The sequence below is a fragment of the Kitasatospora cystarginea genome (assembly GCF_039533515.1).
Lineage (GTDB): Bacteria > Actinomycetota > Actinomycetes > Streptomycetales > Streptomycetaceae > Kitasatospora > Kitasatospora cystarginea.
The window spans coordinates 163,470-184,756 of the sequence record NZ_BAAATR010000014.1 but is presented as its reverse complement, the minus strand read 5'-3'; the positions used below and the strand labels follow the sequence as shown (position 1 = coordinate 184,756).

Annotated in this window: 24 protein-coding genes and 2 pseudogenes; 13 read left to right on the top strand and 13 right to left on the bottom strand. The window is 71.0% G+C overall.

The window, feature by feature from the left end; translation table 11 throughout:
* A pseudogene (locus ABD369_RS41535) lies at positions 1–86 on the bottom strand (DUF4097 family beta strand repeat-containing protein); the annotation flags it as partial.
* A 243-nt stretch (positions 87–329) separates the two neighbouring features.
* Here ABD369_RS41535 and ABD369_RS18035 point away from each other — a divergent pair.
* Both ABD369_RS18035 and ABD369_RS18030 read left to right on the top strand, forming a co-directional pair.
* Positions 330–542 (top strand): annotated as a pseudogene (locus ABD369_RS18035) (helix-turn-helix domain-containing protein); the annotation flags it as partial.
* Between the two features lie 292 nt (positions 543–834).
* The gene (locus tag ABD369_RS18030) at positions 835–2,307 is read left to right on the top strand and encodes a DUF2079 domain-containing protein (protein WP_344637441.1); all 1,473 of its coding nucleotides are present in this window, start codon (positions 835–837) and stop codon (positions 2,305–2,307) included.
* Positions 2,308–2,396: 89 nt separating this feature from the next.
* Here ABD369_RS18030 and ABD369_RS18025 read toward each other — a convergent pair whose 3' ends face one another.
* Together ABD369_RS18025 and ABD369_RS18020 are read right to left on the bottom strand one after the other, a co-directional pair.
* The gene (locus ABD369_RS18025; protein ID WP_344637440.1) at positions 2,397–2,600 is read right to left on the bottom strand and encodes a DUF397 domain-containing protein; all 204 of its coding nucleotides are present in this window, start codon (positions 2,598–2,600) and stop codon (positions 2,397–2,399) included.
* Between the two features lie 24 nt (positions 2,601–2,624).
* The gene (locus ABD369_RS18020) at positions 2,625–3,476 is read right to left on the bottom strand and encodes a helix-turn-helix domain-containing protein (RefSeq protein ID WP_344637439.1); all 852 of its coding nucleotides are present in this window, start codon (positions 3,474–3,476) and stop codon (positions 2,625–2,627) included.
* A gap of 244 nt (positions 3,477–3,720) precedes the next feature.
* Here ABD369_RS18020 and ABD369_RS18015 point away from each other — a divergent pair, with 244 nt between their 5' ends.
* The 5 genes from ABD369_RS18015 (at position 3,721) to ABD369_RS17995 (ending at position 5,679) form a co-directional block, all read left to right on the top strand.
* Positions 3,721–4,161 (top strand): ATP-binding protein, encoded by a 441-nt coding sequence (locus tag ABD369_RS18015; protein ID WP_344637438.1) that lies wholly within the window; start codon positions 3,721–3,723, stop codon positions 4,159–4,161.
* Positions 4,158–4,448, top strand: a complete 291-nt coding sequence (locus ABD369_RS18010) for a hypothetical protein (RefSeq protein ID WP_344637437.1) — start codon at positions 4,158–4,160, stop codon at positions 4,446–4,448. Before ABD369_RS18015 ends, ABD369_RS18010 begins: the two co-directional genes overlap by 4 nt.
* Before the next feature lie 2 nt (positions 4,449–4,450).
* Positions 4,451–4,606: a hypothetical protein gene (locus tag ABD369_RS18005; RefSeq protein WP_344637436.1), complete on the top strand. Its 156-nt coding sequence runs from the start codon at positions 4,451–4,453 to the stop codon at positions 4,604–4,606.
* A gap of 111 nt (positions 4,607–4,717) precedes the next feature.
* The gene (locus tag ABD369_RS18000; protein WP_344637435.1) at positions 4,718–5,083 is read left to right on the top strand and encodes a PadR family transcriptional regulator; all 366 of its coding nucleotides are present in this window, start codon (positions 4,718–4,720) and stop codon (positions 5,081–5,083) included.
* Positions 5,080–5,679: an HAAS signaling domain-containing protein gene (locus ABD369_RS17995; RefSeq protein ID WP_344637434.1), complete on the top strand. Its 600-nt coding sequence runs from the start codon at positions 5,080–5,082 to the stop codon at positions 5,677–5,679. The genes ABD369_RS18000 and ABD369_RS17995 overlap by 4 nt, the downstream gene beginning before the upstream one ends.
* Positions 5,680–6,085: 406 nt before the next feature.
* Here ABD369_RS17995 and ABD369_RS17990 read toward each other — a convergent pair whose 3' ends face one another.
* Positions 6,086–6,610, bottom strand: a complete 525-nt coding sequence (locus ABD369_RS17990) for an NUDIX domain-containing protein (protein WP_344637433.1) — start codon at positions 6,608–6,610, stop codon at positions 6,086–6,088.
* A 495-nt stretch (positions 6,611–7,105) separates the two neighbouring features.
* On the opposite strand from ABD369_RS17990, the gene ABD369_RS17985 reads away from it, so the two are divergent.
* Positions 7,106–7,522, top strand: a complete 417-nt coding sequence (locus ABD369_RS17985; RefSeq protein WP_344637432.1) for an SsgA family sporulation/cell division regulator — start codon at positions 7,106–7,108, stop codon at positions 7,520–7,522.
* 74 nt (positions 7,523–7,596) lie between these two features.
* Here ABD369_RS17985 and ABD369_RS17980 read toward each other — a convergent pair whose 3' ends face one another.
* Positions 7,597–7,974: a phage holin family protein gene (locus tag ABD369_RS17980; protein WP_344637431.1), complete on the bottom strand. Its 378-nt coding sequence runs from the start codon at positions 7,972–7,974 to the stop codon at positions 7,597–7,599.
* Between the two features lie 171 nt (positions 7,975–8,145).
* Between ABD369_RS17980 and ABD369_RS17975 the strand changes: the two genes are divergently transcribed.
* The 3 genes from ABD369_RS17975 (at position 8,146) to ABD369_RS17965 (ending at position 9,922) form a co-directional block, all read left to right on the top strand.
* A complete protein-coding gene (locus ABD369_RS17975) occupies positions 8,146–8,463 on the top strand; it encodes a cupin domain-containing protein (protein ID WP_344637430.1) in 318 nt (105 codons plus the stop codon).
* A 221-nt stretch (positions 8,464–8,684) separates the two neighbouring features.
* Entirely contained in the window at positions 8,685–9,467 is a 783-nt protein-coding gene (gene tenA, locus ABD369_RS17970) for a thiaminase II (protein ID WP_344637429.1), read from the top strand.
* 254 nt (positions 9,468–9,721) lie between these two features.
* Positions 9,722–9,922 carry a DUF5326 family protein gene (locus ABD369_RS17965; RefSeq protein WP_344637428.1) on the top strand — a complete coding sequence of 67 codons (201 nt, stop codon included), beginning with the start codon at positions 9,722–9,724 and terminating at the stop codon, positions 9,920–9,922.
* An 84-nt stretch (positions 9,923–10,006) separates the two neighbouring features.
* Here ABD369_RS17965 and ABD369_RS17960 read toward each other — a convergent pair whose 3' ends face one another.
* From ABD369_RS17960 to ABD369_RS17940, 5 genes are all read right to left on the bottom strand, one after another.
* Positions 10,007–10,903, bottom strand: a complete 897-nt coding sequence (locus ABD369_RS17960; protein WP_344637427.1) for an NAD-dependent epimerase/dehydratase family protein — start codon at positions 10,901–10,903, stop codon at positions 10,007–10,009.
* Between the two features lie 60 nt (positions 10,904–10,963).
* Positions 10,964–12,010 carry a cytochrome P450 gene (locus tag ABD369_RS17955; RefSeq protein WP_344637426.1) on the bottom strand — a complete coding sequence of 349 codons (1,047 nt, stop codon included), beginning with the start codon at positions 12,008–12,010 and terminating at the stop codon, positions 10,964–10,966.
* Positions 12,011–12,087: 77 nt separating this feature from the next.
* Positions 12,088–13,578 carry a class I adenylate-forming enzyme family protein gene (locus ABD369_RS17950; protein WP_344637425.1) on the bottom strand — a complete coding sequence of 497 codons (1,491 nt, stop codon included), beginning with the start codon at positions 13,576–13,578 and terminating at the stop codon, positions 12,088–12,090.
* Positions 13,579–13,671: 93 nt separating this feature from the next.
* Positions 13,672–14,412, bottom strand: coding sequence for a glycosyltransferase family A protein (locus ABD369_RS17945; protein WP_344637424.1), 741 nt, complete (start codon positions 14,410–14,412; stop codon positions 13,672–13,674).
* Complete coding sequence (locus ABD369_RS17940; protein WP_344637423.1) at positions 14,409–15,419, bottom strand: 3-oxoacyl-ACP synthase III family protein; 1,011 nt, start codon at positions 15,417–15,419, stop codon at positions 14,409–14,411. Before ABD369_RS17940 ends, ABD369_RS17945 begins: the two co-directional genes overlap by 4 nt.
* Positions 15,420–15,611: 192 nt before the next feature.
* Here ABD369_RS17940 and ABD369_RS17935 point away from each other — a divergent pair, with 192 nt between their 5' ends.
* Positions 15,612–16,388: a VC0807 family protein gene (locus ABD369_RS17935; RefSeq protein ID WP_344637422.1), complete on the top strand. Its 777-nt coding sequence runs from the start codon at positions 15,612–15,614 to the stop codon at positions 16,386–16,388.
* Between the two features lie 107 nt (positions 16,389–16,495).
* Here the strand turns inward: ABD369_RS17935 and ABD369_RS17930 are convergent, their stop codons facing one another.
* Together ABD369_RS17930 and ABD369_RS17925 are read right to left on the bottom strand one after the other, a co-directional pair.
* On the bottom strand, positions 16,496–17,983 hold the full coding sequence (locus ABD369_RS17930; RefSeq protein ID WP_344637421.1) for a flotillin family protein: 1,488 nt from the start codon (positions 17,981–17,983) through the stop codon (positions 16,496–16,498).
* A 229-nt stretch (positions 17,984–18,212) separates the two neighbouring features.
* The gene (locus ABD369_RS17925) at positions 18,213–18,419 is read right to left on the bottom strand and encodes a hypothetical protein (protein WP_344637420.1); all 207 of its coding nucleotides are present in this window, start codon (positions 18,417–18,419) and stop codon (positions 18,213–18,215) included.
* Positions 18,420–18,640: 221 nt separating this feature from the next.
* Here ABD369_RS17925 and thiC point away from each other — a divergent pair, with 221 nt between their 5' ends.
* The gene (gene thiC / locus ABD369_RS17920) at positions 18,641–20,461 is read left to right on the top strand and encodes a phosphomethylpyrimidine synthase ThiC (RefSeq protein WP_344637419.1); all 1,821 of its coding nucleotides are present in this window, start codon (positions 18,641–18,643) and stop codon (positions 20,459–20,461) included.
* A 234-nt stretch (positions 20,462–20,695) separates the two neighbouring features.
* Here thiC and ABD369_RS17915 read toward each other — a convergent pair whose 3' ends face one another.
* Positions 20,696–21,052, bottom strand: a complete 357-nt coding sequence (locus ABD369_RS17915; protein ID WP_344637418.1) for an LPXTG cell wall anchor domain-containing protein — start codon at positions 21,050–21,052, stop codon at positions 20,696–20,698.
* Between the last annotated feature and the right edge of the window lie 235 nt (positions 21,053–21,287).

The window sequence follows — 21,287 nt, the reverse complement described above, 5'->3', positions numbered from 1 at the left end:
GCGCGGTCGGCGGCGATGAGCTGGATGCGTCCGGCGGGGACGGCCAGGACGGCGGAGATCGGGGCGGGGGTGTCGAACTTCAGCATCGTGCTCTCCTTCTTCTGCAGCGGGCGCTCTGTCGGCCCGCCGTTTCTGATGAAGGAAAAGCTACGTTGCATTCCAATATCTGACAACAGGCTCGTTGCTCAAAAATGCCATCAGTGCAGGTAGGTGGCATGGAATCGTTGCAGTGGTCTTGAATGTAATGCAACGACACCCACTCGGTTCGTTGCAATGAATTGAGACTGAATGCTATGCCGGGGGCACCACGGGCGACGAAGGGGGCCGCGATGCCCGGAGTCAGGCTCACTCAGCAGGAACGCCACCAGATCGCGCTGGGGCTGGCCGACAGCCTCCCCTACGCCGAGATCGCCAGGCGCCTCGAACGTCCGACCTCGACAACCACGCGCGAGGTGATGCGCAACGGCGGCCCCACCGCCTACCGCGCCGACCTGGCCCACCGAGCCGCCGAACAGTCCCGCGAAATCCTCCACACGAAACCTGAAGCGAGCTCGGAAAGCGCTACCTGAGCCAGGTTCGGACAGTGGGCGACGGTACGGCTTGACCTTGACCGTGCGTCAGGGGCGGAGCCTTGTCGCATGACGACGAACGCTAGACGTCAGCCGATCCCTTGTCGGCGGTCGATCCGATGATGAAGTGCCATCATTAGGGCGCATACCATCACAATCGTCCGGCACGGGCACTTCGCCGTCGATCAGGTATCGCACGGCGGCCGATCAGGCCTGATCAGGATGGCGGCAGAATCCGAAAACAGCCGTGCTAGCGTCGGCGAGCATGAAGACCCGGTTATCCGCTGACCGCTACCTCTGCCTAGCCCTGGCACTCTTACTGTTCGTCAGCTATGGCGCTACCTCGGTCTTGAGCCATCTGCTGATGCAGACCGGCGGCTTCGACCTGGGAATCTTCGACGAGGCAGTGCGCGGCTACGCCGGGCTTGGCAAACCGCTGGTGGCACTCAAGGGGGTCGACTACAACCTCCTCGGTGACCACTTCAGCCCGATCCTCGCACTGCTCGCACCCGTCTACCGAGTCTTCCCTGGGCCGATGACGCTGTTGCTCGCCCAAGCCGCGTTACTGGCAGCCTCGGTGCTGCCAGTGACCAGACTGGCAATGCGGACGGTTGGACGGTGGGGTGGACTGGCGATCGGGCTCGCGTACGGGTTGTCCTGGGGGCTGTGGAGTGCACTCGCCTTCGACTTCCACGAGGTGGCCTTCGCAGTGCCGTTGGCCGCCTTCGCAGCCGAGGCGCTGGTGCTCGGGCGGGCGGTTGCGGCCGTGTGCTGGGCGCTGCCACTGCTGCTGGTCAAGGAGGACCAAGGTCTCCTGGTGGTCGGAATCGGCGCGTACCTCTTCGTTGTGCTCGGGAAACGCCGACTCGGCGCGGGACTTGCCACCATCGCGCTGCTGAGCATGGCACTGGCGATCCTGGTGCTGATACCGCTCGCAAACCCCGAAGGCAAATACACATACGCCGACACGGGGCAGTGGACCGGCGACGATCCTCTGACGCGACTGCTACTGCCGGGCGCCAAGTGGGAGACAGTGGCCACACTATTGGCGCCGACGCTGCTTCTCGCGCTGCGCTCGCCGTTGTGCGTGCTGCTGGTGCTGCCGCTGGCAGCCAGGTTCTGGTCTCTCAACCCGATGTTCTGGGGAACGCTCCAGCACTACAACGCGGTACTCATGCCAGTGCTCTTCCTGGCTCTCATCGACGGACTGCGCAGGCTTCAGATGCGGCCGGTCCGGCCCGCGGTGACGTCGGCGCCCGCTGCGCCGGTGCCGCCCGCGGGTGCTGTGGCCACCCTGACGCGGCCGGTCCGCAACGCTGAACCGGTCACGCGGAGAAAGCTCGACATCGCGCTCAAGCTGGTGCCGAGCGGTGCGCTCGTGGTAGCCGTAGCCATGCTGCCGGTGCCATCGCTCTCATCTCCAGGATCACAAGTAGCGAATGCCAAACAGGCGTTGTCCCTCATACCTGACGGAGCAGCGGTAGCGGCCGCCAACCGCCTGGCTCCGCAGCTGACGGACCGGTGCACCGTCTCGCTCTTTCCCTATCTGACGCCACCCGGCCAGGCGGCGCCCTGGATCCGACCCACCGCCTACTGGGTGGCGACGCTGGATCATCCGGACAACTTCCCGTTTCCAGATGCCCAGCTGAAGCGCTTCGAGGAAGCCCTGCCCTCGATGGGATACCGGCAGGTGGTGGCAGGTGGCGGAGTTACCGTGTACCGGTGGGTCGGCCGCTGACCGGCCGAACCGTCCCGCCCGCACCACCGGCCCGATCAACCCGCCGCAGCCACGACCAACAACCGCTCGCGGCCGGATGGATCACGAAGTCACGCGAAGTCGCCTGCCTTGATGCCCGCGACGAAGGCCGACCAGGCGCCGGCGGGGAAGACGAGGGCGGGGCCGTGCGGGTCCTTGGAGTCGCGGACGGGGACGAAATCAGTTATGCCGTCGGCGACTTCGACGCAGTCGCCGCTCTGGCCACTGAAGCTGCTCTTGCGCCATACGACGTTTCCAAGATCTGGTGCGAGCATGCCTTACCTCTCCACTGCCTAGCTCTACAGCTCTTGCCGTGCCCGAGCGATCATGTCGAGACTGTCCGCCGGACTCAAGGCGATTGAGCGGAGCGAGTCAAAGATCAAGGAGTACTCGTTCGTCTCCTCCGGGGTCTCCATGTACAGGGTCCCCGTTCGGTGCTCTACACACACGACGTCCGAGAACGTCGGCGTGGGGAAGCTGAACAGGACGAAAGATCCCATCAGGCCGACGTGTGCTCCGGCGCGGTCCGGGATTACCTGCAACTCGATGTGAGGACGTTCGGCCATCTCGGTCAGGCGGTCAAGCTGCTGGCGCATGATCTTCGCCCCACCAACCTGGACGCGTAGCGCGGCCTCGCATTCGATCACGCAGAACCGTGGTGGATCGGTACGGTCCAGGACTTCCTGGCGCTTTATCCGAGCCGTGACAAGGGCGTCCACCTCGTCCTTGCTGAGGAACGAGGGACGCGCTTGGATCACGGCGCGGGCGTAGTCAGGGGTTTGCAGTAGACCGGCGACCAAGACGTTCTGGAACGACCGGATGTAGTTGGTCGTCTCCTCATAGCTGACGAAGTCGGAGTACGACGGCCGGACGAGACTGGCGCGCTGTACCCATCCAGGTTCGCGTCCACGGCGAGCCAGTGCGACCAACTCGTCAACCATCGCAGAGTCGTTGACCCCATAGAAGGTCAGCAGATCCCGCAGTTCACCGAGGGAGATACCCAGCCTGGCGTTCTCGATGCGGCTGATCTTGGTTCGGTGACACCCGATCCGCTGGGCCGCGTCCTCCGGTGTCTTGCCCGCGTCTTCCCGGAGCTGGACCAAAGTAGTGGCCAGCCGTCTACGGCGCACCGTCGGCCGCGCATCGCTCATCTGATGCCCCCTCACGCCAGTTGGACAGCGACAAGCCTACTCTCGCCAAAAGATCATGGAACAAGTTCCAAAGAGTCAGTTGCGAAGCGAACGCGATCCGGAGCATGCTACTCGGAGTAGCTCACACATATACGTTCCGTGATAGTGGTGGCCGAAACCCGGGTATCCCCATGCCTGATCCCGGCCGCCGCCGGGCCGTGTGCCCGGATCACGGTTACCGACCATGCCCGGAAGGGGCGTTGCCATGACCGGAACGTTGCAGAGACCGCCCGCTGTGACCGGCGAGCACTCGTGTTGGCTGCCGCGTCACCGCAAGTCGGCGGGTAGAGCCCGCAGGCTGCTGCGTGACTTCCTCGCCGGCCTCGATGGCGGCGAACAGTACGCGGACACCGGGGAGTTGCTGCTCTCCGAGCTTGTCGCCAACGCTGTCGAACACGCCCGCGTGCCACCCGGCCGCCTGATCCAGGTCCGTTTCGAACTCTCCCCCGCCGTACTGCGGATCGAAGTCCACGATGCCAACGCCCGTCATCCGAAGCCCTGTTCGGTGAGCGAGGACGGTGAGGACGGCCGCGGTCTCTGGCTCGTTCAGCAACTGTCCGCCGACTGGGGCTGTCACCCCAGACCGGGCGGCATCGGAAAGGCCGTCTGGTGTCTGATCAGCCCGACCCGGCGGAGTGCGGTATGAGCACCCCGAGCACGGACGACATCCCGGTCGTCGTTGAGATCGAGGGCATCGCCGCCCCCGCCGCGTTCACGCATCTCCCCGACGCGCTCGCCGCCGTCTGGGACGCCCTGAAGCCACTCCCGCTCGGCACTCTCCAGGCCGACGCCTTCCGCTACTTCCTCACTCGCCCCGACGCCGCCGAGCGTGCCACGGAGTTCCTCCGGCGCGACGGCCGGCTCGATCTCTCCTTCACCCTGCACGGCCAACCCCACACCGTCCGCCTCCGCCACCAGGACGCGGAGCACTGACCGTGGACGACGACCCCCAGGCCGAGTACCGCGAAGCCGCCGAACGCCACCGGCGAGGGCAGCCGGACCCCCGCGCCGCTCTCCTCGCCTACGCCTTCTCCAGTGTCTGCATCGCCCTGCTCGCGCTCGCCCTGCTCCTCTCCGCCCACTCCCGCTGATGTCGCATCAGGAACGCCGGTCACGCCTCCAAGGCGATCAGATGACCAGTCGTCAGCGGGCTCTGGAGCTGTCTTGTTCCGCATGCTATCTTGCGTTGCATGGTACCTGGCATGACACACACTGACGGTTCCGGTGCGGCGGACGGGTCGGTGGCCACTCAACTGCGCAAGGGGGTGCTGGAGTACTGCGTGCTGGCGCTGCTGAGGGACGGTCCGCGCTACGGGGTCGAGCTGCTGCAGGAGCTCGGCCGCTTCCCGATGCTGGCGACCAGCCAGGGCACGATCTACCCCCTGCTGTCCCGGTTGCGCCGCGCCGGGCTCGCCGACACCTTCCTGCGCGACTCGGCCAGTGGTCCGTCGCGCCGCTATTACACCCTCACCCCGGCCGGCCGCAGTGCGCTGGAGGAGTTCACCGCGCTTTGGCCCGCCTTCCGAGCAGCCGTAGACCACGTCCTAGCCCCAGGAGAGAAGCCATGACCCCCATCGAGCACCCGCTGGTCCGCGCCTACCTGGACGCGGTCACCCGATTCACTGCCGCGCTGCCCGACGAGCGCCGCCGCGAACTGCTGGCGGACCTGCGCGAGCACATCGAGGTCGCACTGGCGGACCGCGACCCCGTCGACGAGGACGCGGTGCGGCAGGTCCTGAACAACCTGGGCCGCCCCCAGGAGATCGCCGACGCCGCACTCGACGCCGAGGGCGGGCCGCGACCCGAACCGGAGAGCGCCGGCCGCACCAAGCTCACCCTGGCGCTCGCAGTCCTTCCGGCGCCGATGTTCCTGGTCCCGGTCCTCGGGCCGGTACTCGGGCTGGCCGCCGCCATCGCAGTTCTGGTCAGGGTCTGGAAGTCCCCGCAGTGGACCCGGCGGGAGAAGAAGCAGGCGACCCTGCTCCTGTTCTCACCGGTGGTGGCCGTGCCGCTGGTCGCCGCCGCCTTCTCCGTGTCCTCGGCCGGGTTGACCCCGATCAACGTCCTTGCCGTCTGCCTGGTGGGCTTCAGCCTTCCCGTCCTCGCGGCAGTCCGGCTCGCCCGCTCCGCCGCCCGCCTCCGCACCGGCGCTCTCACGGTCTGACCCGGGGCTGCGGGGTAGCGGCGCTCGGCACCGTCAGGCGGTTGCCTCGGCGTCCGGCAGCCCCGGGAGGGTCGGTTCCGCGGTCCAACTGGCCAGCAGCCGTAGCGCCTCGGCGGACGGGGACCCGGTCGAGCAGTTGGTCCTGGGCGGCCCAGACCTCGCCCATTCCGCCCGCGCCCATCGGGCGATCCATCAGGTACCGCCCCGCCACGACCGTGCCGCTGTGCACCGCGCCCCGCCTCTCCGAGATCCCCGGAAGGCAACCCAGGGTAGGGCCATGCGCTGACGCCTTTGCCCGGGCCTCGCCTCGGGCTGTTCCGGCGGTACCGCGCGGCCGTCCGCGTGCGCGCATCGGGCGTCCGGCCCGCCGGCGCTCTTGCGTCGCGCGTCGGCGGGCCGGACGCCCTCAGCCCAGGTCGTGGGCGAGCAGAGCCCGGATGCCCTCGATGTTGGCGGCGAGATAGGCGCGCAGGCTGGGCGGAACGACGTTCACCGAGGTCACGCCCTCGCGGGTGAAGGGGAGGTGGACGATCTCGTACTCGCCGTGCGGGTCGTCCACCTCGGGGCCGTGCCGGCGGGTGGGGTCCATGGCGGCCAGGCGGCAGACGAAGAAGTGCTGGATCTTGACCCCGTGCGGATGGGCGAGGGTGCCGTCGTCGTGGTGGGCGTGGGAGACGGTGTCGACGAAGGCGGGCACCACGTCCACGACCTTGCCGCCGAGCTCCTCGTCGATCTCCCGGTGCAGTGCGTCCACCACGGTGCGGTCACCGGCTTCGACGCCGCCGCCGGGCGTGATCCAGTACGGATTGCTGCCGGGTCGGGTCCGTTTGATCAGGACGATGGAGGCCTGGGCGTGCGGGTCGTCCGGGTCCAGCTCCAGCAGGATGGCCCGGGCCGTGCGTTTGACGACCGGGCGGACGGGGCCGGGCATGGCCACCTCCGGTGCGCGAGCGTTGTGCGGAAGTCTCCCGCGTGCGAGCCTGCCCGAAACCCGAACCGGCCGAAGAACGGGAGGGTTCGGTTCCGCTGAACGGATGATTCTGCGTGTTCGGGGGTGTGGTTCTGCCGGTATGGGTGTAGCGGCCAGGGATCTTCGATTGGAAGGCTTCGCGCTTTACCAATCGTTGAACGTATGGTTGCCTTCTGGCATGGAGAGTGATTCGAAGGCGCTTCGACGGATCCGTTGCTGAGAGTGATTGCAGGCGTGCCAACCCTGTGCTGCAATGAGCGTCAATCGGGCAAACGGAGCAGCCAACTCCGGGTCGGGGCCACCACGGCGGGCGGTGCGACTGCCCGGGGCGTGCGGCCCGTCGGATCCCCGGTGGATCGCACGCACCGAACGTGGCCGACGGGTTTGGACCCGGATCCGGGGGCCATAACAGTCGCACAGCCGGGGCAGGCCGGTCAGAACGTGAGGTAGTGGCGCATGCACAGCACGGTCCAGGGCCACGTGGTGATGCACCTCGTGGTCTCGAACGAGCTCTCCTTCCGCATCCTGGTCGACCTCGAGTACGACCCCGCCGACCCGTATGCGATCCGGCTCACCTTCCACCTCCCCGGCGACGCGCCGGTGACGTGGGTCTTCGCGCGGGAGCTGCTGCTGGACGGGATCAGCCAGCCGACCGGCGAGGGCGATGTGCACATCCACCCGCTCGGGGAGGAACTCGCCGAGGTCGGCATCATGCTGCGCTCGCCCGAGGGCGACGCGGTGCTGCGGTCCTCCGCGCCGCCGCTGATCGCCTTCCTCACCCGCACCGACCGCCTGGTGCCGGTGGGCGAGGAGCGCACCGGCGGCGATCTGGACGAGCAGTTGGCGCTCATCCTCAGCCCCGGGGCGCGTTGATCGAGGTCTCCGCACGCCGAGGGTCCGCCGTCCACGACGGCGGGCCCTCGGCGTTGGGGAAGGACGGTCGGTGGTCAGTCCTCGTCGTCGAAGGCCAGGTGGAGGCCCCAGGACACCAGGCTGATGATCAGCGAGCCGAGCAGCGCGGGCCAGAACCCGGTGACGTTGAAGTCCAGGTGGAGGTGGCCGGAGGCCCAGGAAGTCAGCAGCAGCATCAGGGCGTTGATCACAAAAGTGATCAGCCCGAGGGTGAGCACGAACAGCGGCAGCGAGAACAGCTTGACCACCGGCTTGATCAGCCAGTTCACCACGCCGAAGACCAGCGCCACCGAGATCACGGTGACCGTCTTGTGCTGCCAGCCGTCCGCCGTGAGGTCGATCCCGCTGACGATCCAGGCGGCGACCCAGATGGCGGCCGCGTTGCTGAGCGTTTTGACGACGAAATGTTTCACGGGTCCGCCCGCATCCAATCTGCTGTGAGCAAGTCTTGCCCTATAGGCGTACCGCAGTCGCAGCGAAAGCCAAACCGGCGGGGCAGCCCGGCGGTGCGGCGGCCGGTGCCGGATGCGGTTGAATGCACCCATCGCGTGGCCGAGTGACGGACGAGATGTGGAGCGGCGCCGATGAAGGTCTTCCGGCTGGACGAACTGGACGCGGAGCGGGCCGCCAACCAAGGCGCCTACCTGCGCTTCCTCAAGGAGCGCAGCATGTCCGCCGGGTTGTACGCGCTTTCGCCGGGCGACACCGACACCCAGTCGCCGCACGCGCAGGACGAGATCTACCAGGTCATCAGCGGCCGGGCCGAGTTGACCGTCGGGTCGGAGACGACCACGGTCGGACGCGGGAGCGTGGTCTTCGTCCCGGCCGGGATGCCGCACCGGTTCCACCACATCACCGAGGAGCTGCGGGTGCTGGTGATCTTCTCTCCGCCGGAGGACTGACCGGTCACGGGCCCCGGTGCGCCGGGGCCGGACGGCCGTGAACGGCGGCCCGGCCGGGCGGTAGGGTCGGCCGCGTACGCAGTCGAACCGCGGGAGCCCGTGGCAGCGGGCTGAGAGGGCGCTGAACGACACCCCCGGAGCGGGGGTTGTCGCGCCGACCGCCAGAACCTGGCCGTGGCAGCGGGGAACCGCCTGCCCGGGACAGGGAGGGAGTCCACACCGTGTCCCATCCGCACACCGCAGAGCAGCCAGGGTCCCACGCCGCCGAGCAGTCCGGGGAGTTCGGGCAGTTCGGCCAGGTGCAGTCCGGGCCCTTCGAGCCGTACGCCGCCGAGCGGCCCGGTTCGCTCACCGCCGAGCTCTGGGCCGCCATCGCGCCGATCTACGCGGAGATCCTCGGCCACCCGTTCATCGCCGGGCTCACCGACGGCACCCTGCCGCGCGAGGCCTTCCGCCACTTCGTCATCCAGGACTCGCACTATCTGCGCGACTACGCCCGCGCGTTGGCCGTCTGCGCCGCCAAGGCTCCGGGCGAGCAGGACGTCCGGGCTTTCGCCGACGACGCGATCGGCGCACTGGCCGCCGAGCAGGGCATGCACGCCGAGTTCCTGAACGCCTTCGGCCAGACGGCCGCCGAGGCGGCTGCCGAACCCGTGCTGCCGACCACCCGGGCCTACACCAGCTACCTGCTCGCCACCGTCTACGGCGGCTCGTTCGCCGAGGCCGTGGGCGCGGTGCTGCCCTGCTACTGGATCTACGCCCGGGTCGGCGAGCAGCTGCTGGCGAAGTCCTCGCCGCAGCCGCTGTACGCCAAGTGGATCGCCACCTACGGCGACGAGGCGTTCCAGTCGGTGGTCCGGCGGGTGCTGGAGCTGACCGACCGCCTGGGCGAGGAGCTCTCCCCGGCCGAACGGCGGCGGGTGGTCGAGCACTTCACCACGACGTCCCGCTACGAGTGGATGTTCTGGGACGCCGCCTGGCGCGGTGAGACCTGGCCGGTCTGACGTCCGGCGGCCCGTTGCTCCTCCCGGGGAAGCGCAACGGGCCGCCGGACGGCGGGTTCGGAGCGCTCGCCGGGCTGGGCACCGATGGGGGCCGTGGGGGTATCCCTGGGCCCGGACTCGGGGGGATCTCGGGGTTCTATGGGGGGCCGGAAGCCTCGTCCACGTGCTGCGACGCCCGTACGATCGAAGCATCGGAAGCGGACGGGACGCGACGGAAGAGCCGGCGCCGGCCCGAGGGGAGATAAGGATCCGACATGGCTGAGCTCTGGAAGTCGCTGCCCTCCTGGGTGCGCAACATCGTTGTCCCGGTCCTCGTCCTGGTACTGGCGTGGAACCTGGTCTGGTTCGTGGTCGGCGTGGTGAGCTCGCTGCTCGGCCTGCTGATCAAGGGCCTGGTGGTGGTCGGCCTGGCCGCCGCGGTGGTGGTGCTGGTGAAGAAGGCTGCGAAGAGCTGACCCGGGCGGCCGGGTCACCGAGACGGCGTGACGGGCCCTGTTCCTCCCAGTCGGGAGCGGCGGGGCCCGTCGTCGTTCCGGGACTCAGACCCGGGTGGTGAACGCGGTGTCCAGGTCCCAACGGGGTGTCCACCCCTGGCCGCGGGCGCGGCCGGTGTCCAGCACCACGCTGTGCGCGAGCTGGTCCACGGCGTACGGAGTGAGGCCCGCAGAGGGCACCGCCCTGGCGGCCAGACGGACCGCCCGGAGCGGGAGATGACGTATCACCGGGTCGGTGACCCCGTGCATCCGGAGCACCCGGCGGACGGCTTCGTCTCGGCGGTACGGCACCGGATCGGCGATGTTGTACGCGCCGGGCGCCCAGCCGGGAGCGGCGAGGCAGGCGTCCGCCAGGTTCTGGACGGCGGTCAGGCTGAGTTCGACGTCCGGGCCGGGCAGCAGCAGCACGCCGCGGCGGACCCGGGCGAGCAGCCGGGGCACCAGATGCGGATCGCCCGGGCCGTACACCGCGCGCGGGCGCAGCACCACCGCTCCGGCGGCGAGCGCGAGCCGCTCCCCGGCGGCCTTGGTGCGGCCGTAGGCGTTGAGGTGCCCGCCGGCGGTGGGGTGGTCCTCGCGGACCAGGCGGCGGCTGGGCCTCGGGTCGTAGACGCTGGCGCTGCTCACCCAGACCACCGGTCTGCCGGCGGCCGCCGCCAACAGCCGCTCGGCACCTGCCACGTTGACCGCGTGGCTCTCCGCCTCCGCCGGGGAGCCCGGCCTCGGGTCGCCGACCGCGGCCGCGCAGTGGACGAGCAGGTCGCAGTCGCGCAGCGCGGCACGCAGCTCGGCGGAGGCCGGGGCGGTGGCCTCCCAGTGCAGGTGCTGCCCGAGCGGGCCCGGGCGGCGACCGAGGCAGAGCACCTGGGCTCCGGCGGCCGCGGCGGCGCGGGCGACGTGCGAGCCGCAGAAACCGCCGGCACCGGTGACGGCGATGCGCATGGATCACGCCTCTCGTAGGGGAGTTCGGAGCTGTCGGGGCGGTACCGTGCCGCGGCCGGTTCACCGCCGCGGGCGGACCAGGAGGGACGAGTAGCCCGGAAGTGCGGCACGGCGGTCGACCGTGGCGCGGCGGACGGTCGGCTGGTGGCGGGCCAACGCGGCCAGGAAATCAGCGAGTTGGGCGCGGGCTAGCCGGGCGCCGGGGCAGGCGTGCGGGCCGGTGCCGAAGACCGCCTGGACGGCGGCGGCCGGGTCGGCGGGCGTGTCGCGGTGGGATTCGGCGGCGTGCCGGGCCACCAGGACCAGCCGGTCGCCGGGCCGGATCGGGCAGCCGGCGACGGCGGTGCCCCGTGCGCTCGGGGCGGTGGCGCGCGGGAGGATGGGGGACGGTGCGGTCAACCGCAACAGTTCACCGACGAGTTGGGGTGCCGGGCCGGCGGAGATCTCGTCCCAGAGGCCGGCGTCCGCGCACCAGGCGGCGGCGCGCGGGAGCGCGGCCACGGTGGTGTTCACTGCGGCGACGACGAGCATCGCGTCCAGGGCGTCCGGCAGGAGTCGCGTCAACTCCAATGCGGCGTACGGCGATCGGCGCCGTGGCAGCAGGCTGGGCAGGTGCTCGCGGGCGGTGGCCGAGGCGGCGTCGGCGGCGGCCCGGGCCAGGTCGAGGGGTGCCGCCGTACTGCCGGTCAGGGCGGCCGCGGTGGCGCCGGCGAGTTCGCGGACGACCGGCACCAGGTCGGCGCCGTCGTGGAGCCGGCTCAGCCGGTGGTCGAGGACGGCCTGCCAGACCGGGCGCAGCCGCTCCACGCCCTGGGTGCTGAGGTGTTCGGCCAGTTCGCGGCGGGTGGCGCGGTGTTCGGCGCCCTCCTGGTCGAACAGCAGTCCGCCGTCGGTGAGTCGGGCCGCCGCGCCGCCGGTGGTGCCGGACGCGGTACGGTCCAGCGGCACCCGGGTGAGCACTTCGCGGTACGCCTGCGGGCTGTGCACCAGCACGGTACGGCCGAGTCGGACGACCGGGCGGTGCCGGGTCGCGGCCAGCAGCGCGAACAGGGCCGGGTGGCTGCGGAGGTAGACCTGCCGGTCACGGCGCCGGGCAAGGGCGTTCACAGGAAGGCTCCTCGGGGGTCGGGGCGGGTCGGGGAGAGGGACTTGTCCGCTGGGGGCCGGGGCGCGGCCGGGGGCGGTCACCTTCCGCCGCGCGTGCCCGAGGGACGGCTCCCGTCCGCTTCGAGGGCGCGGGCGCACAGGCGGGAGGCCGCCGCGCGGTCGGGTTTGCGGGAGCGCCCGGAGAGCGGGATCTCGGCGAAGAGCAGTGCGTCCGGGCGGGCGCTGCCCATCCGGCCCAGCGGGGCCTGCAGCGCGGTGCGCAGCTGCCGCCGGTCGGCTCCGGCCTGCGGCTGGATGAGGGCGACCAGCCGTTCGTCGCCCTCCTCGGCCGGTACGCCCACCAGTACGGCGAGTTCGACTCCGGGCAGGTGCAGCGCTGGCTCGTACAGGCCCGGATAGATGTTCTCCGCGCGGCGCAGCACCATGTCCTTGCAGCGTCCGGCGAGCACGATCCGTCCGTCCGGGGTGAGCCTGGCGCGGTCGCCGGTGCGGACCCAGGGGTCGGGCCGTTCGCCGAGGTAGCGGTGGCGGGCGGCGGGGCCGGTGAGCAGCAGTTCGCCCTCGGGCGAGAGCCTGGCCCCCACGCCGGGCAGCGGCTGCCCGAGCAGGTCGCCGTCGCCCTGGTGGGCGGCCTTGTCGGCCTCCTCGACGGCCGCGGCCGGGAACAGCTCGGTCAGCGCGTACACGCTCCAGGCCTCCCGGGCGCCTGCCCGCTTGACCCGGCCGAGCAGTTCGGCGCTGGCCGGGGCGGATCCCGTCCAGACGCGTCCGGTGAAGCCGTCCAGGCCGCGCAGCTGCGGTGGGGTGAGGTAGGTGTTGGCGGGCCGCAGCAGGCGGATCTGGCGCTGGAGCAGCCGGGTCGAGCGGGCCGGGAGGGCCACCGCGGCCCCGGCGGCCAGCGAGGGGACGAGGACGAAGGAGGTGCCGCCGAGCACGGTCTCCCCCGGCCGGGGCCGGACCAGGTCGGTGACGGTGCGCATTCCGGCGGCCAGTCCACCGCGGCTGTGGACCACGGCGCGCGGGCTCGAGGTGGTGCCGGAGGTGAAGACGATTACGGCGTCGCCGTCACCCTCGTACGGCGCGGGCAGCGGAGCCCGGGCCGGGCGGAGGGCCGGTGCGCAGCCCGGGGCACGCGGGCCGACCGTCACCACCGGGCCGAGGGCGGCCAGCGGCGGCAGGGCGAGGCCCGCCCGCCGGGCCAGCGGGTGCGCCCAGCCCGCGACGGCCTGGGCGGCGGCGTCGGCGAGCACCAGGGCGGGCCGGGCGGACGACAGCCGGGCGAGCAGGACGTCCGGCCCGGCGGCGGGGTCGAGGACGGCGATGGCGAGGCCCAGGCGGTGTGCGGCGAGCATGACGGCCAGGGCCCGGGGGCCCGGGCGGACGGCCACGCCGATGGTGTCGCCGGGGCGCAGCCCGTACCGCTGGTGCAGGGCGCTCGCGTAGCCGTCCGCGAGCTCGGTGAGTTCGCCGCAGCGGGCCAGCACCCGGGTGGCACCGGTGCGGGACGCGCCGAGTACGGCGGGGCGGTCGGCGCCCTGGCGGAGGGCGTGCGCGAGCTGTTCCAGCATGGTGGCTCCGGTGGGTGCGGGAGATGGGGCGGAGGGCCGTTTCCGGGGGCTCGCTCCTGGCCGCGAACGGTTCCGGTCCGCGGCGGCGGGGCTTCAGCGCGGGTCGACGCCGCGGCCGCCGCTGCCGCGTTCGAGGTACCAGCGGGCGGTGCCGAGGACGCCGTAGGCGCGGATCCGGCGGGTGGAGTTGTGCACCACCATGTCCCGGCAGTGGACGATCGCCGTGGTGTGGCGGCGGACCCGGTTGATGAAGGTGCGGTCGGTCGGTGAGGGGCGGCGGGGCATGCCGCCGACCGCGAGGTAGAGCTCGGCGGTGATGGCCATGTTGTTTCCTGCGTGCATCCGGTACGGGACCAGGTAGCCGTGCCTGCGGTGGTGGGCCGGCCGGATGCGGCCGAAGGCGGCGCCGAGGGTGACCAGGGCGCGGAACGCCGCCCGTCCGAGGAGGCCGTGTTCGTCGTGCCGGGCTGTGATGTGCCCGCAGACCAGGCCCCCTGAGCGGAGCACGGCCGCCCGCGCGGCCGCCGTCCAGCCGGGCTGCGGGAGGCAGTCGGCGTCGGTGCGGGCGAGCAGCGCGGCGCCGGCGGAGATGGCGTGCCTGAAGCCGGTGTCGACGGCGCAGCCGACCCCCTTCTCCGTCTCGACCAGCAGCTCGACCGGGAACGGCGCCCGGGACGCGAACTCCCGTACCACCTCGCCGGTCCGGTCACAGGAGTCGTTGTCGACCACCAGCAGCCGGAAGTCCCGGTCGTGCTGGCGGGCCAGCGCGTCCAGCGTGCCCGCTATCCGGGCCTCCTCCTGGTACGCGGGCACGACGACCCAGAGCTCGGTCACGAGACCTCCCAGACCATCGTCATCAGGCTGACGCCACCGCCCAGACCCACCAGCAGCACCCGGTCGCCCCGCTTCAACTCATCGCGTATCCGGTCGAGTTGGACGCCCAGGGTGGCGCTGGCGATGTTGCCGAGCTCGGGTACGGTCAGCACCAGCCGGTCGGCCGGGACGCCGGTCAGTTCGACGAACCGCTCCAGGTAGGGCACCGTCACCTGATGCACCAGCACCCGGGCGTAGGCGTCCCAGCCGAGCCCGGTGCGGGCGGCCACCCGGGTCAGGATGTCGCCGCCGATCTTCTCGAAGACGCCGCGCAACTCCTTGCCCCCGCCGTGGAAGTAGGTGTGCTCGTCGCCGCGCGGGTGGCGCGATCCGCCGCCCGGTATGCCGCCGACCGTCCAGTGCTCGGAAGCGGTCTCGGTCTCGATGTCGAGGATCCCGCCGTGCGGCACCGGCTCGACCACCACGGCCGCGCCCGCGTCGCCGAAGGTGTAGCCGGCGAAGCCCGCGCGGAACTCGGCCAGTCCGCCCGGGTCGCGGCGCATCGCCCGGCTGGGCGTCTCGCCGGTGACCACCAGGGCGCGCCGGCCCCGGCCGGCCAGGATCATCGCGCGGGCCACGTCGATGCCGTTGATGAAGCTGTTGCACGCGTTGGAGACGTCGAACGCGTGGGCACGAGAACCGAGTTCGGCCTGCACCAGGTGGGCGGTGGCCGGTTCCACCACGTCCCGCGTGGCGGAGGCGTACACCAGCAGGTCGATGTCGAGCGGGTGGTACCCGCCGGCCGCCAGCGCCCGGCGGCCGGCGCCCAGCGCGAGCGTCGAGGCGTACTCGCCATCGGCCGCGAACCGCCGGGTCACTATGCCGGTGGCCTTCTCGAACATCCGCTCCGGCAGCCGCAGGCCGGTGCCGGCGGTGACCTGGTCCTGGAGTTCCCGCGAGGTGAGCACCTGGTCCGGCAGGCAGGAGCCGACGGCGGTGATGCCGATGCCCGGCGTGTGGAGGTTCATGCCTCCCATGCTTCTGGCCGGCACCGTCCAGCGACCTGAGTACGGGTACTCAGCGCTGAGTGGCCATCAGCTCAACATGACATCCGTCATGTCGCTTCCCGGACGGCAGACACTGCCGGCGGACCGGCCCCGGACGGGATTCTTGAGGCACAGGGAAGCCCGCAGCAGGGACGACAGGAAAGGTCACGGATCATGGCACTCACCGCTGGCAATGTGATGGAGCAGCCCGCCGGGATCGCTCAGGCAGAGACCGCCGCGGCCGGGACCGCTCCGGCCGGGACCGCCGCCGCCGAGGAGAAGCACAGCGAGCTGGCTCCGCTCCGGCCGCTGCTGATCGACGTCGCGCTGCCGCTGCTGGCCTACTACGCGGCGCACTCGGTGTTCCATCTGAGCATGATCGCCTCGCTGACCGTCTCCAGTGTGGTGCCCGCCGTCCGCACCGTCCTCCAACTGGTGCGCGAGCGCTCGTTCAACGCGTTCGCCACCCTGATGCTGGTGGTCAACCTGGCGGGCATCGGCCTCTCGGCGGTCACCGGGGACGCCCGGCTGATGATCGCCAAGGACGGCGCGATCAGCAGCGTGATCGGCTTGGCGGTGCTGGTCTCGGCCTTCGCCGGCCGGCCGATGATGACCGCCGGGATGCGGCCGTTCGTCGTCAAGGGGAAGCCGGCCATGTCGGCCGCGTGGGACCGGCTGGCGTCCGGCGCGGCGGCCTCGGTGGGTGCCTCGGTCTCCTTCCGGCGCTGCGAGCGGGCCTTCTCGCTGATCTGGGGCACCGTGCTGGTGGCCGAGTGCGTGGCCAAGGTGATCGGCGCCTACACCCTGCCGGTGGCGACCATGGCCTGGATGGGCACGGTCTTCCTCGTCGCCGCGATCCTGATCGGCATCGTGGCCGGCAACGCCGCCGCCGGCCGGATCCACGGCCTGGTCGCCGCCGAGGCCGAGCGCACCCCGGCCCCGCTCGCCTGAGCCCCGCCGCCCCGCTTCCCCAAGACCCCCGCTTCCCTGAGTACGGCACCGGGCCCGGCCACCGAGACAACGGTGGCCGGGCCCGGCTCATTCGGTGCGCGGTGGAATCAGTTCCGCTGCTCCTGCACCGGAATCGCCTGGGCAACGGGCTTGGCGGCCGGGGCGGTGGGCGCGGCGTCCGCCGCCCCCGCCTCGCCGCCGCCCGCGTTCATCGCGGAGAGCAGCTGGCGGGCGAGCCCGAGGCCGGTGCCGCCCATGGTCAGCGCCTTGGCGAACATCTCGCCCATGCCGTCGGCGCCGTTCAGCAGCACCATGTGGTCCACGTTGCCGAAGGCCTCGGCACCCGCGCGGACGATCTCGGGCCACTTCTCGGCGAGTTGCTGGGCGACCACGGCCTCCTGGTTCTCGGCGAGCGCGGCCGCGCGGGCCTTGATCGCCTCGGCCTCGGCCAGACCCAGCGCGCGGGCCGCCTCGGCCTGGGCGAGACCCTTGGCCTCGGCCGCCGCGGCCTCCGCCTGGCCGGTCGCCTTGGTCGCCTCGGCGGCGGCCAGACCCCGGGCCCGGGTGGCCTCGGCCTCGGCCGCCGCGGCGATCTTCAGCCGGTTCGCCTCGGCACCGGCCTTCAGCTCGGTCTCCTTGGCGTGCGCCTCGGCCGCCGAGATCCGCGCGTCACGCTCGGCCTCGGCCTTGGTACGGGTCTCGTACGCCCGGGCGTCGGCGGGCTTGCGGACGTCCGCCTGGAGCTGCTGCTCCTTGCGGTGCGCCTCCAGCTCGGCCACCTTGGTCTCCTGGACCACGACCTCCTGCCGGGCGGCGGCCTGCGCCAGCGGCCCGGCCTGCAGCGCGGCGGCCGTCGCCTTCTCCAGCTCGGCCTGGTAACCAGCCTGCTGGATACCGGAGTTGCGGGTCGCCTCGGCCTTGCGCGCGGCGGCCTCCTGCTCGGCCTCGGTGGCCTCCCGGTCGGCTGCGGCGGCCGCGATGCGGGCGTCGCGCTGGACGGCGGCGGCGTGCGGCGCGGCCAGGTTCTTGATGTAGCCGGTCGGGTCGAGGATCTCCTGGATCTGCAGCGAGTCGATGATCAGACCCAGCTTCTCCATCTCCGTGCCGGAGGCGGCCCGGGTCTCACCGGTCAGCCGCTCGCGGTCGCGGATCATGTCCTCGACCGTCAGATTGCCGACGATGGAGCGCAGGTGACCGGCGAACACGTTGTGCACCCGCTGGCCCATCGCCTTCTGCTGGTCCAGGAAGCGGCGGGCGGCGTTGGCGATCGACACCGCGTCGTCGCCGACCTTGAAGATCACAACGCCCTTGACGTGTACCGGAATTCCCTGCGACGTCACGCACTCGACGTCCAGCTCGGCCTCGTTCAGGTCGAGCGACAGCCGGCGGACCGCCTGCACGCCGGGCACCACCAGCGTGCCGCGGCCGGTGACGATCCGGAAGCCCAGGCCCTCGCCGACCCCCTCGGCGCGGTGCTTGGACCCGGAGATGACCAGTGCTTCGTTGGGTTCGGCAACCCGCCACATGAGCTTGAACACGGTCACGATGACCACGAGAGCGACGACCGCTCCCACAACGCCGATCAACATCGGCATTCTCCCCCTTCAGGGCACCGGTTCCGTGGCTGCGCTCTGTTGTGCAGGATGGCGCGGAACCGGTGGCAGCAGGAGATTCTGCGCCTGATGGGATCCAATGTGAAGCCGGGACGGTTCGTGTTCTGCATCGAACCCGTCAAGATTCCGTCAACGCGATGACAATACGGATGACTCGGACTTGTGCCGTCCGGTCGGAGCAGTGTTCAGGCCGGTGCGCGGGCGGCGGTGCTCAGGCCAGCGCGCGGGCCACGTAGACCGTGCGCGGCGGCTGGTACTCCACCACGACCACCGGCGTGCCGACCGGCAGCGTCTCGTCCGGCACCGACGGATGCGCCAGGAACGCCTCCGTCCCCTGCCGCTCAGGTACGTGTACCAGCACCTCGCCGACCAGACCGGCACCGACCTTGCCGGTGACCCGGCCCGTGTTGCCCACCATGGCCCCAGTCTGCCCCTCACCGCGCACGGCCGGAACCCGTCTGGACCGCCCGGGTTCCGCCCGCTACGGTGTTGGACGTCTCACGCAGGCAACACCGCCTGCCGAAACGGGAGCTCGGAGCACCGGGCTGAGAGGGCGCTGACCGGTACACGCGTACCGAACGCTGCGCCGACCGCAGGAACCTGACCGGGTAATGCCGGCGTAGGGAGTAGAGGTCCGAGATGACCACGTTTGATGCACAGCAGCCTGCCCGCGAGCCGGAGGCGACCGCCAAGGTCACCAGCGCGAGCACCGGCTACCCGACCCCGGCATGGCGGAAGGCGTACCACGAGGGCTCCCGGCCCGACCTGCGGGTGCCGTACCGCGAGGTCCGGCTCACCAACGGCACCACCGTGCCGCTGTACGACACCTCAGGGCCGTACACCGACCCCGCGTACGAGCCGGACGTGCGCCGCGGTCTGCCCGCGCTCCGCGACGCGTGGATCCGCCAGCGCGGCGACGTCGAGGAGTACGACGGCCGTGAGGCCCGCCCCGAGGACGACGGGATCCGGCACACCTCGCCGCGCGGCGGCAACCTGCGCAACCTGGACGCGGTCTTCCCGGGCCGTCCGCGCCGTCCGCTGCGCGCCCGGGACGGCGTCGCGGTCACCCAACTCGCCTACGCGAAGCGGGGGATCGTCACGCCGGAGATGGAGTTCATCGCGTTGCGCGAGGGCCTGGAGGCGGAGTTCGTCCGGGCCGAGGTCGCCGCCGGCCGGGCCGTCATCCCGCTGAACGTGAACCACCCCGAGGTGGAACCGGCCATCATCGGCACCAACTTCCTGGTGAAGATCAACGCCAACATCGGCAACTCCGCGGTGACCTCCTCCATCGAGGAGGAGGTGGAGAAGATGACCTGGGCGACCCGCTGGGGCGCCGACACCGTCATGGACCTCTCCACCGGCCGCAACATCCACACCACCCGCGAGTGGATCCTGCGCAACTCCCCCGTGCCGATCGGCACCGTGCCGCTCTACCAGGCACTGGAGAAGGTCGACGGCAAGGCCGAGGAGCTGAGCTGGGAGGTCTACCGCGACACCATCATCGAGCAGTGCGAGCAGGGCGTCGACTACATGACCGTCCACGCGGGCGTACTGCTGCGCTACGTCCCGCTGACGGCCCGTCGCAAGACCGGCATCGTCTCGCGCGGCGGCTCGATCATGGCGGCCTGGTGCCTGGCGCACCACAAGGAGAACTTCCTCTACACCAACTTCGAGGAGCTCTGCGACATCCTGCGCGCCTACGACGTCACCTTCTCGCTCGGTGACGGCCTGCGTCCGGGTTCGATCGCGGACGCCAACGACGAGGCGCAGTTCGCCGAACTGCAGACGCTGGGCGAGCTCGGGCGCATCGCCCGTTCGAAGGACGTCCAGGTGATGATCGAGGGCCCGGGCCACGTCCCGATGCACAAGATCAAGGAGAACATGGATCTCCAGAAGGAGATCTGCGACGAGGCGCCCTTCTACACCCTCGGCCCGCTCACCACGGACGTCGCCCCCGGCTACGACCACATCACCTCGGGCATCGGCGCCGCGATGATCGCCTGGTGGGGCACCGCGATGCTCTGCTACGTCACGCCCAAGGAGCACCTGGGCCTGCCCAACCGCGACGACGTCAAGACCGGCGTGATCACCTACAAGATCGCCGCCCATGCCGCGGACCTCGCCAAGGGCCACCCCGGCGCCCAGGCCTGGGACGACGCCCTCTCCGACGCCCGCTTCGAGTTCCGCTGGGAGGACCAGTTCAACCTGGCCCTGGACCCGGAGACCGCGCGCGACTTCCACGACGAGACCCTCCCTGCCGAGCCCGCCAAGACGGCCCACTTCTGCTCCATGTGCGGGCCGAAGTTCTGCTCGATGAAGATCAGCAAATCCATCAACGAGAAGTTCGGCGGCGGTGGGGCCTCGCCGGAGTACGACGCGGCGGCCGTCGAGGGCATGAAGACCATGTCCGAGGAGTTCGCGGCCCACGGCAACCGGGTGTACCTGCCGCTGGCTGACTGACGGCACGCCAGTCGGGGCTGCCCCGGAAACCGGGACCGGGCTCCGGGGCAGCCCTCCTTTTCGCCACCCGTGACACCGACGCTGTTGTCCGGTGACGAATCGCCCGATCTCGGTGCCTCGCTGCGCCGTATCGCCGCGAACCGCGCTACGGGCGCTCAGGGCCTGTCCGGCGGAGAACGGGCGGTGCCCCGAGCAGCTTCAGCTGCTCGGGGCACCGCTTCGTTGTCGCGCGTGTCAGCCCTGTGCCTGACGGCGGCGGCGCTGGGTGAAGAAGAGCGTGCCGGCGCCGAGCACCACGAGGGCTCCGCCTGCGCCGACGAGGGCACCGGTGTTGCTCGCGCCGGTGGAGGCAAGCGAGGTGGAGGTGGGGGTGAGATCGGCGAACGGGGCCGAGGAGGTGTCGGCCGCCTGGACGACCTTGCTGGTGGACGTCTTGTCCGGGGAGGTCGAGCCGGAGGTGGCCTCAGTGGTCGGCGAAGGCTGGGCGGGCTGGGCGGTCGGGCTGCTGGAGTCGGACGGGGCGGGGGTGCCGTCCACGGTCACGTGCGCCGGCTGGGAGCTGATCACCGGGCCCTGGCCGATGTACGACAAGGCGCTGAGCCAGCCCGTGACGCGCGGGCCAGTCCGAGGATGCGAGCGGCTCGGACCGCTGCCGCTCGTCGCGTGTGCGGAGGTGGCCAGGCGTCGGTGCGGGCTGGCACGATGCTGTACCTGCGCAATGCTTGACGGGTGAATGCGTTTCAGAGAGAAGCGATGAGGCGTGGAAGAGCGTCTCCGCAGAGTCACCGCCAAACTGGCGAGGGTGCCTCGCCTTCCCGGGGCCATG

Excerpts from the sequence above, each read along its gene's own strand:
- ABD369_RS18030 (WP_344637441.1), top strand. The coding sequence starts at position 835 with ATGAAGACCCGGTTATCCGCTGACCGCTACCTCTGCCTAGCCCTGGCA.
- ABD369_RS17930 (WP_344637421.1), bottom strand. The coding sequence starts at position 17,983 with ATGCCGATGTTGATCGGCGTTGTGGGAGCGGTCGTCGCTCTCGTGGTC.
- ABD369_RS17985 (WP_344637432.1), top strand. The coding sequence starts at position 7,106 with ATGCACAGCACGGTCCAGGGCCACGTGGTGATGCACCTCGTGGTCTCG.
- ABD369_RS18010 (WP_344637437.1), top strand. The coding sequence starts at position 4,158 with ATGAGCACCCCGAGCACGGACGACATCCCGGTCGTCGTTGAGATCGAG.
- ABD369_RS17950 (WP_344637425.1), bottom strand. The coding sequence starts at position 13,578 with ATGCTGGAACAGCTCGCGCACGCCCTCCGCCAGGGCGCCGACCGCCCC.
- ABD369_RS18000 (WP_344637435.1), top strand. The coding sequence starts at position 4,718 with ATGACACACACTGACGGTTCCGGTGCGGCGGACGGGTCGGTGGCCACT.
- thiC (WP_344637419.1), top strand. The coding sequence starts at position 18,641 with ATGACCACGTTTGATGCACAGCAGCCTGCCCGCGAGCCGGAGGCGACC.
- ABD369_RS18015 (WP_344637438.1), top strand. The coding sequence starts at position 3,721 with ATGACCGGAACGTTGCAGAGACCGCCCGCTGTGACCGGCGAGCACTCG.
- ABD369_RS17925 (WP_344637420.1), bottom strand. The coding sequence starts at position 18,419 with ATGGTGGGCAACACGGGCCGGGTCACCGGCAAGGTCGGTGCCGGTCTG.
- ABD369_RS18020 (WP_344637439.1), bottom strand. The coding sequence starts at position 3,476 with ATGAGCGATGCGCGGCCGACGGTGCGCCGTAGACGGCTGGCCACTACT.
- ABD369_RS17965 (WP_344637428.1), top strand. The coding sequence starts at position 9,722 with ATGGCTGAGCTCTGGAAGTCGCTGCCCTCCTGGGTGCGCAACATCGTT.
- ABD369_RS17940 (WP_344637423.1), bottom strand. The coding sequence starts at position 15,419 with ATGAACCTCCACACGCCGGGCATCGGCATCACCGCCGTCGGCTCCTGC.
- ABD369_RS17960 (WP_344637427.1), bottom strand. The coding sequence starts at position 10,903 with ATGCGCATCGCCGTCACCGGTGCCGGCGGTTTCTGCGGCTCGCACGTC.
- ABD369_RS18025 (WP_344637440.1), bottom strand. The coding sequence starts at position 2,600 with ATGCTCGCACCAGATCTTGGAAACGTCGTATGGCGCAAGAGCAGCTTC.
- ABD369_RS17995 (WP_344637434.1), top strand. The coding sequence starts at position 5,080 with ATGACCCCCATCGAGCACCCGCTGGTCCGCGCCTACCTGGACGCGGTC.
- ABD369_RS17990 (WP_344637433.1), bottom strand. The coding sequence starts at position 6,610 with ATGCCCGGCCCCGTCCGCCCGGTCGTCAAACGCACGGCCCGGGCCATC.
- ABD369_RS17935 (WP_344637422.1), top strand. The coding sequence starts at position 15,612 with ATGGCACTCACCGCTGGCAATGTGATGGAGCAGCCCGCCGGGATCGCT.
- ABD369_RS17975 (WP_344637430.1), top strand. The coding sequence starts at position 8,146 with ATGAAGGTCTTCCGGCTGGACGAACTGGACGCGGAGCGGGCCGCCAAC.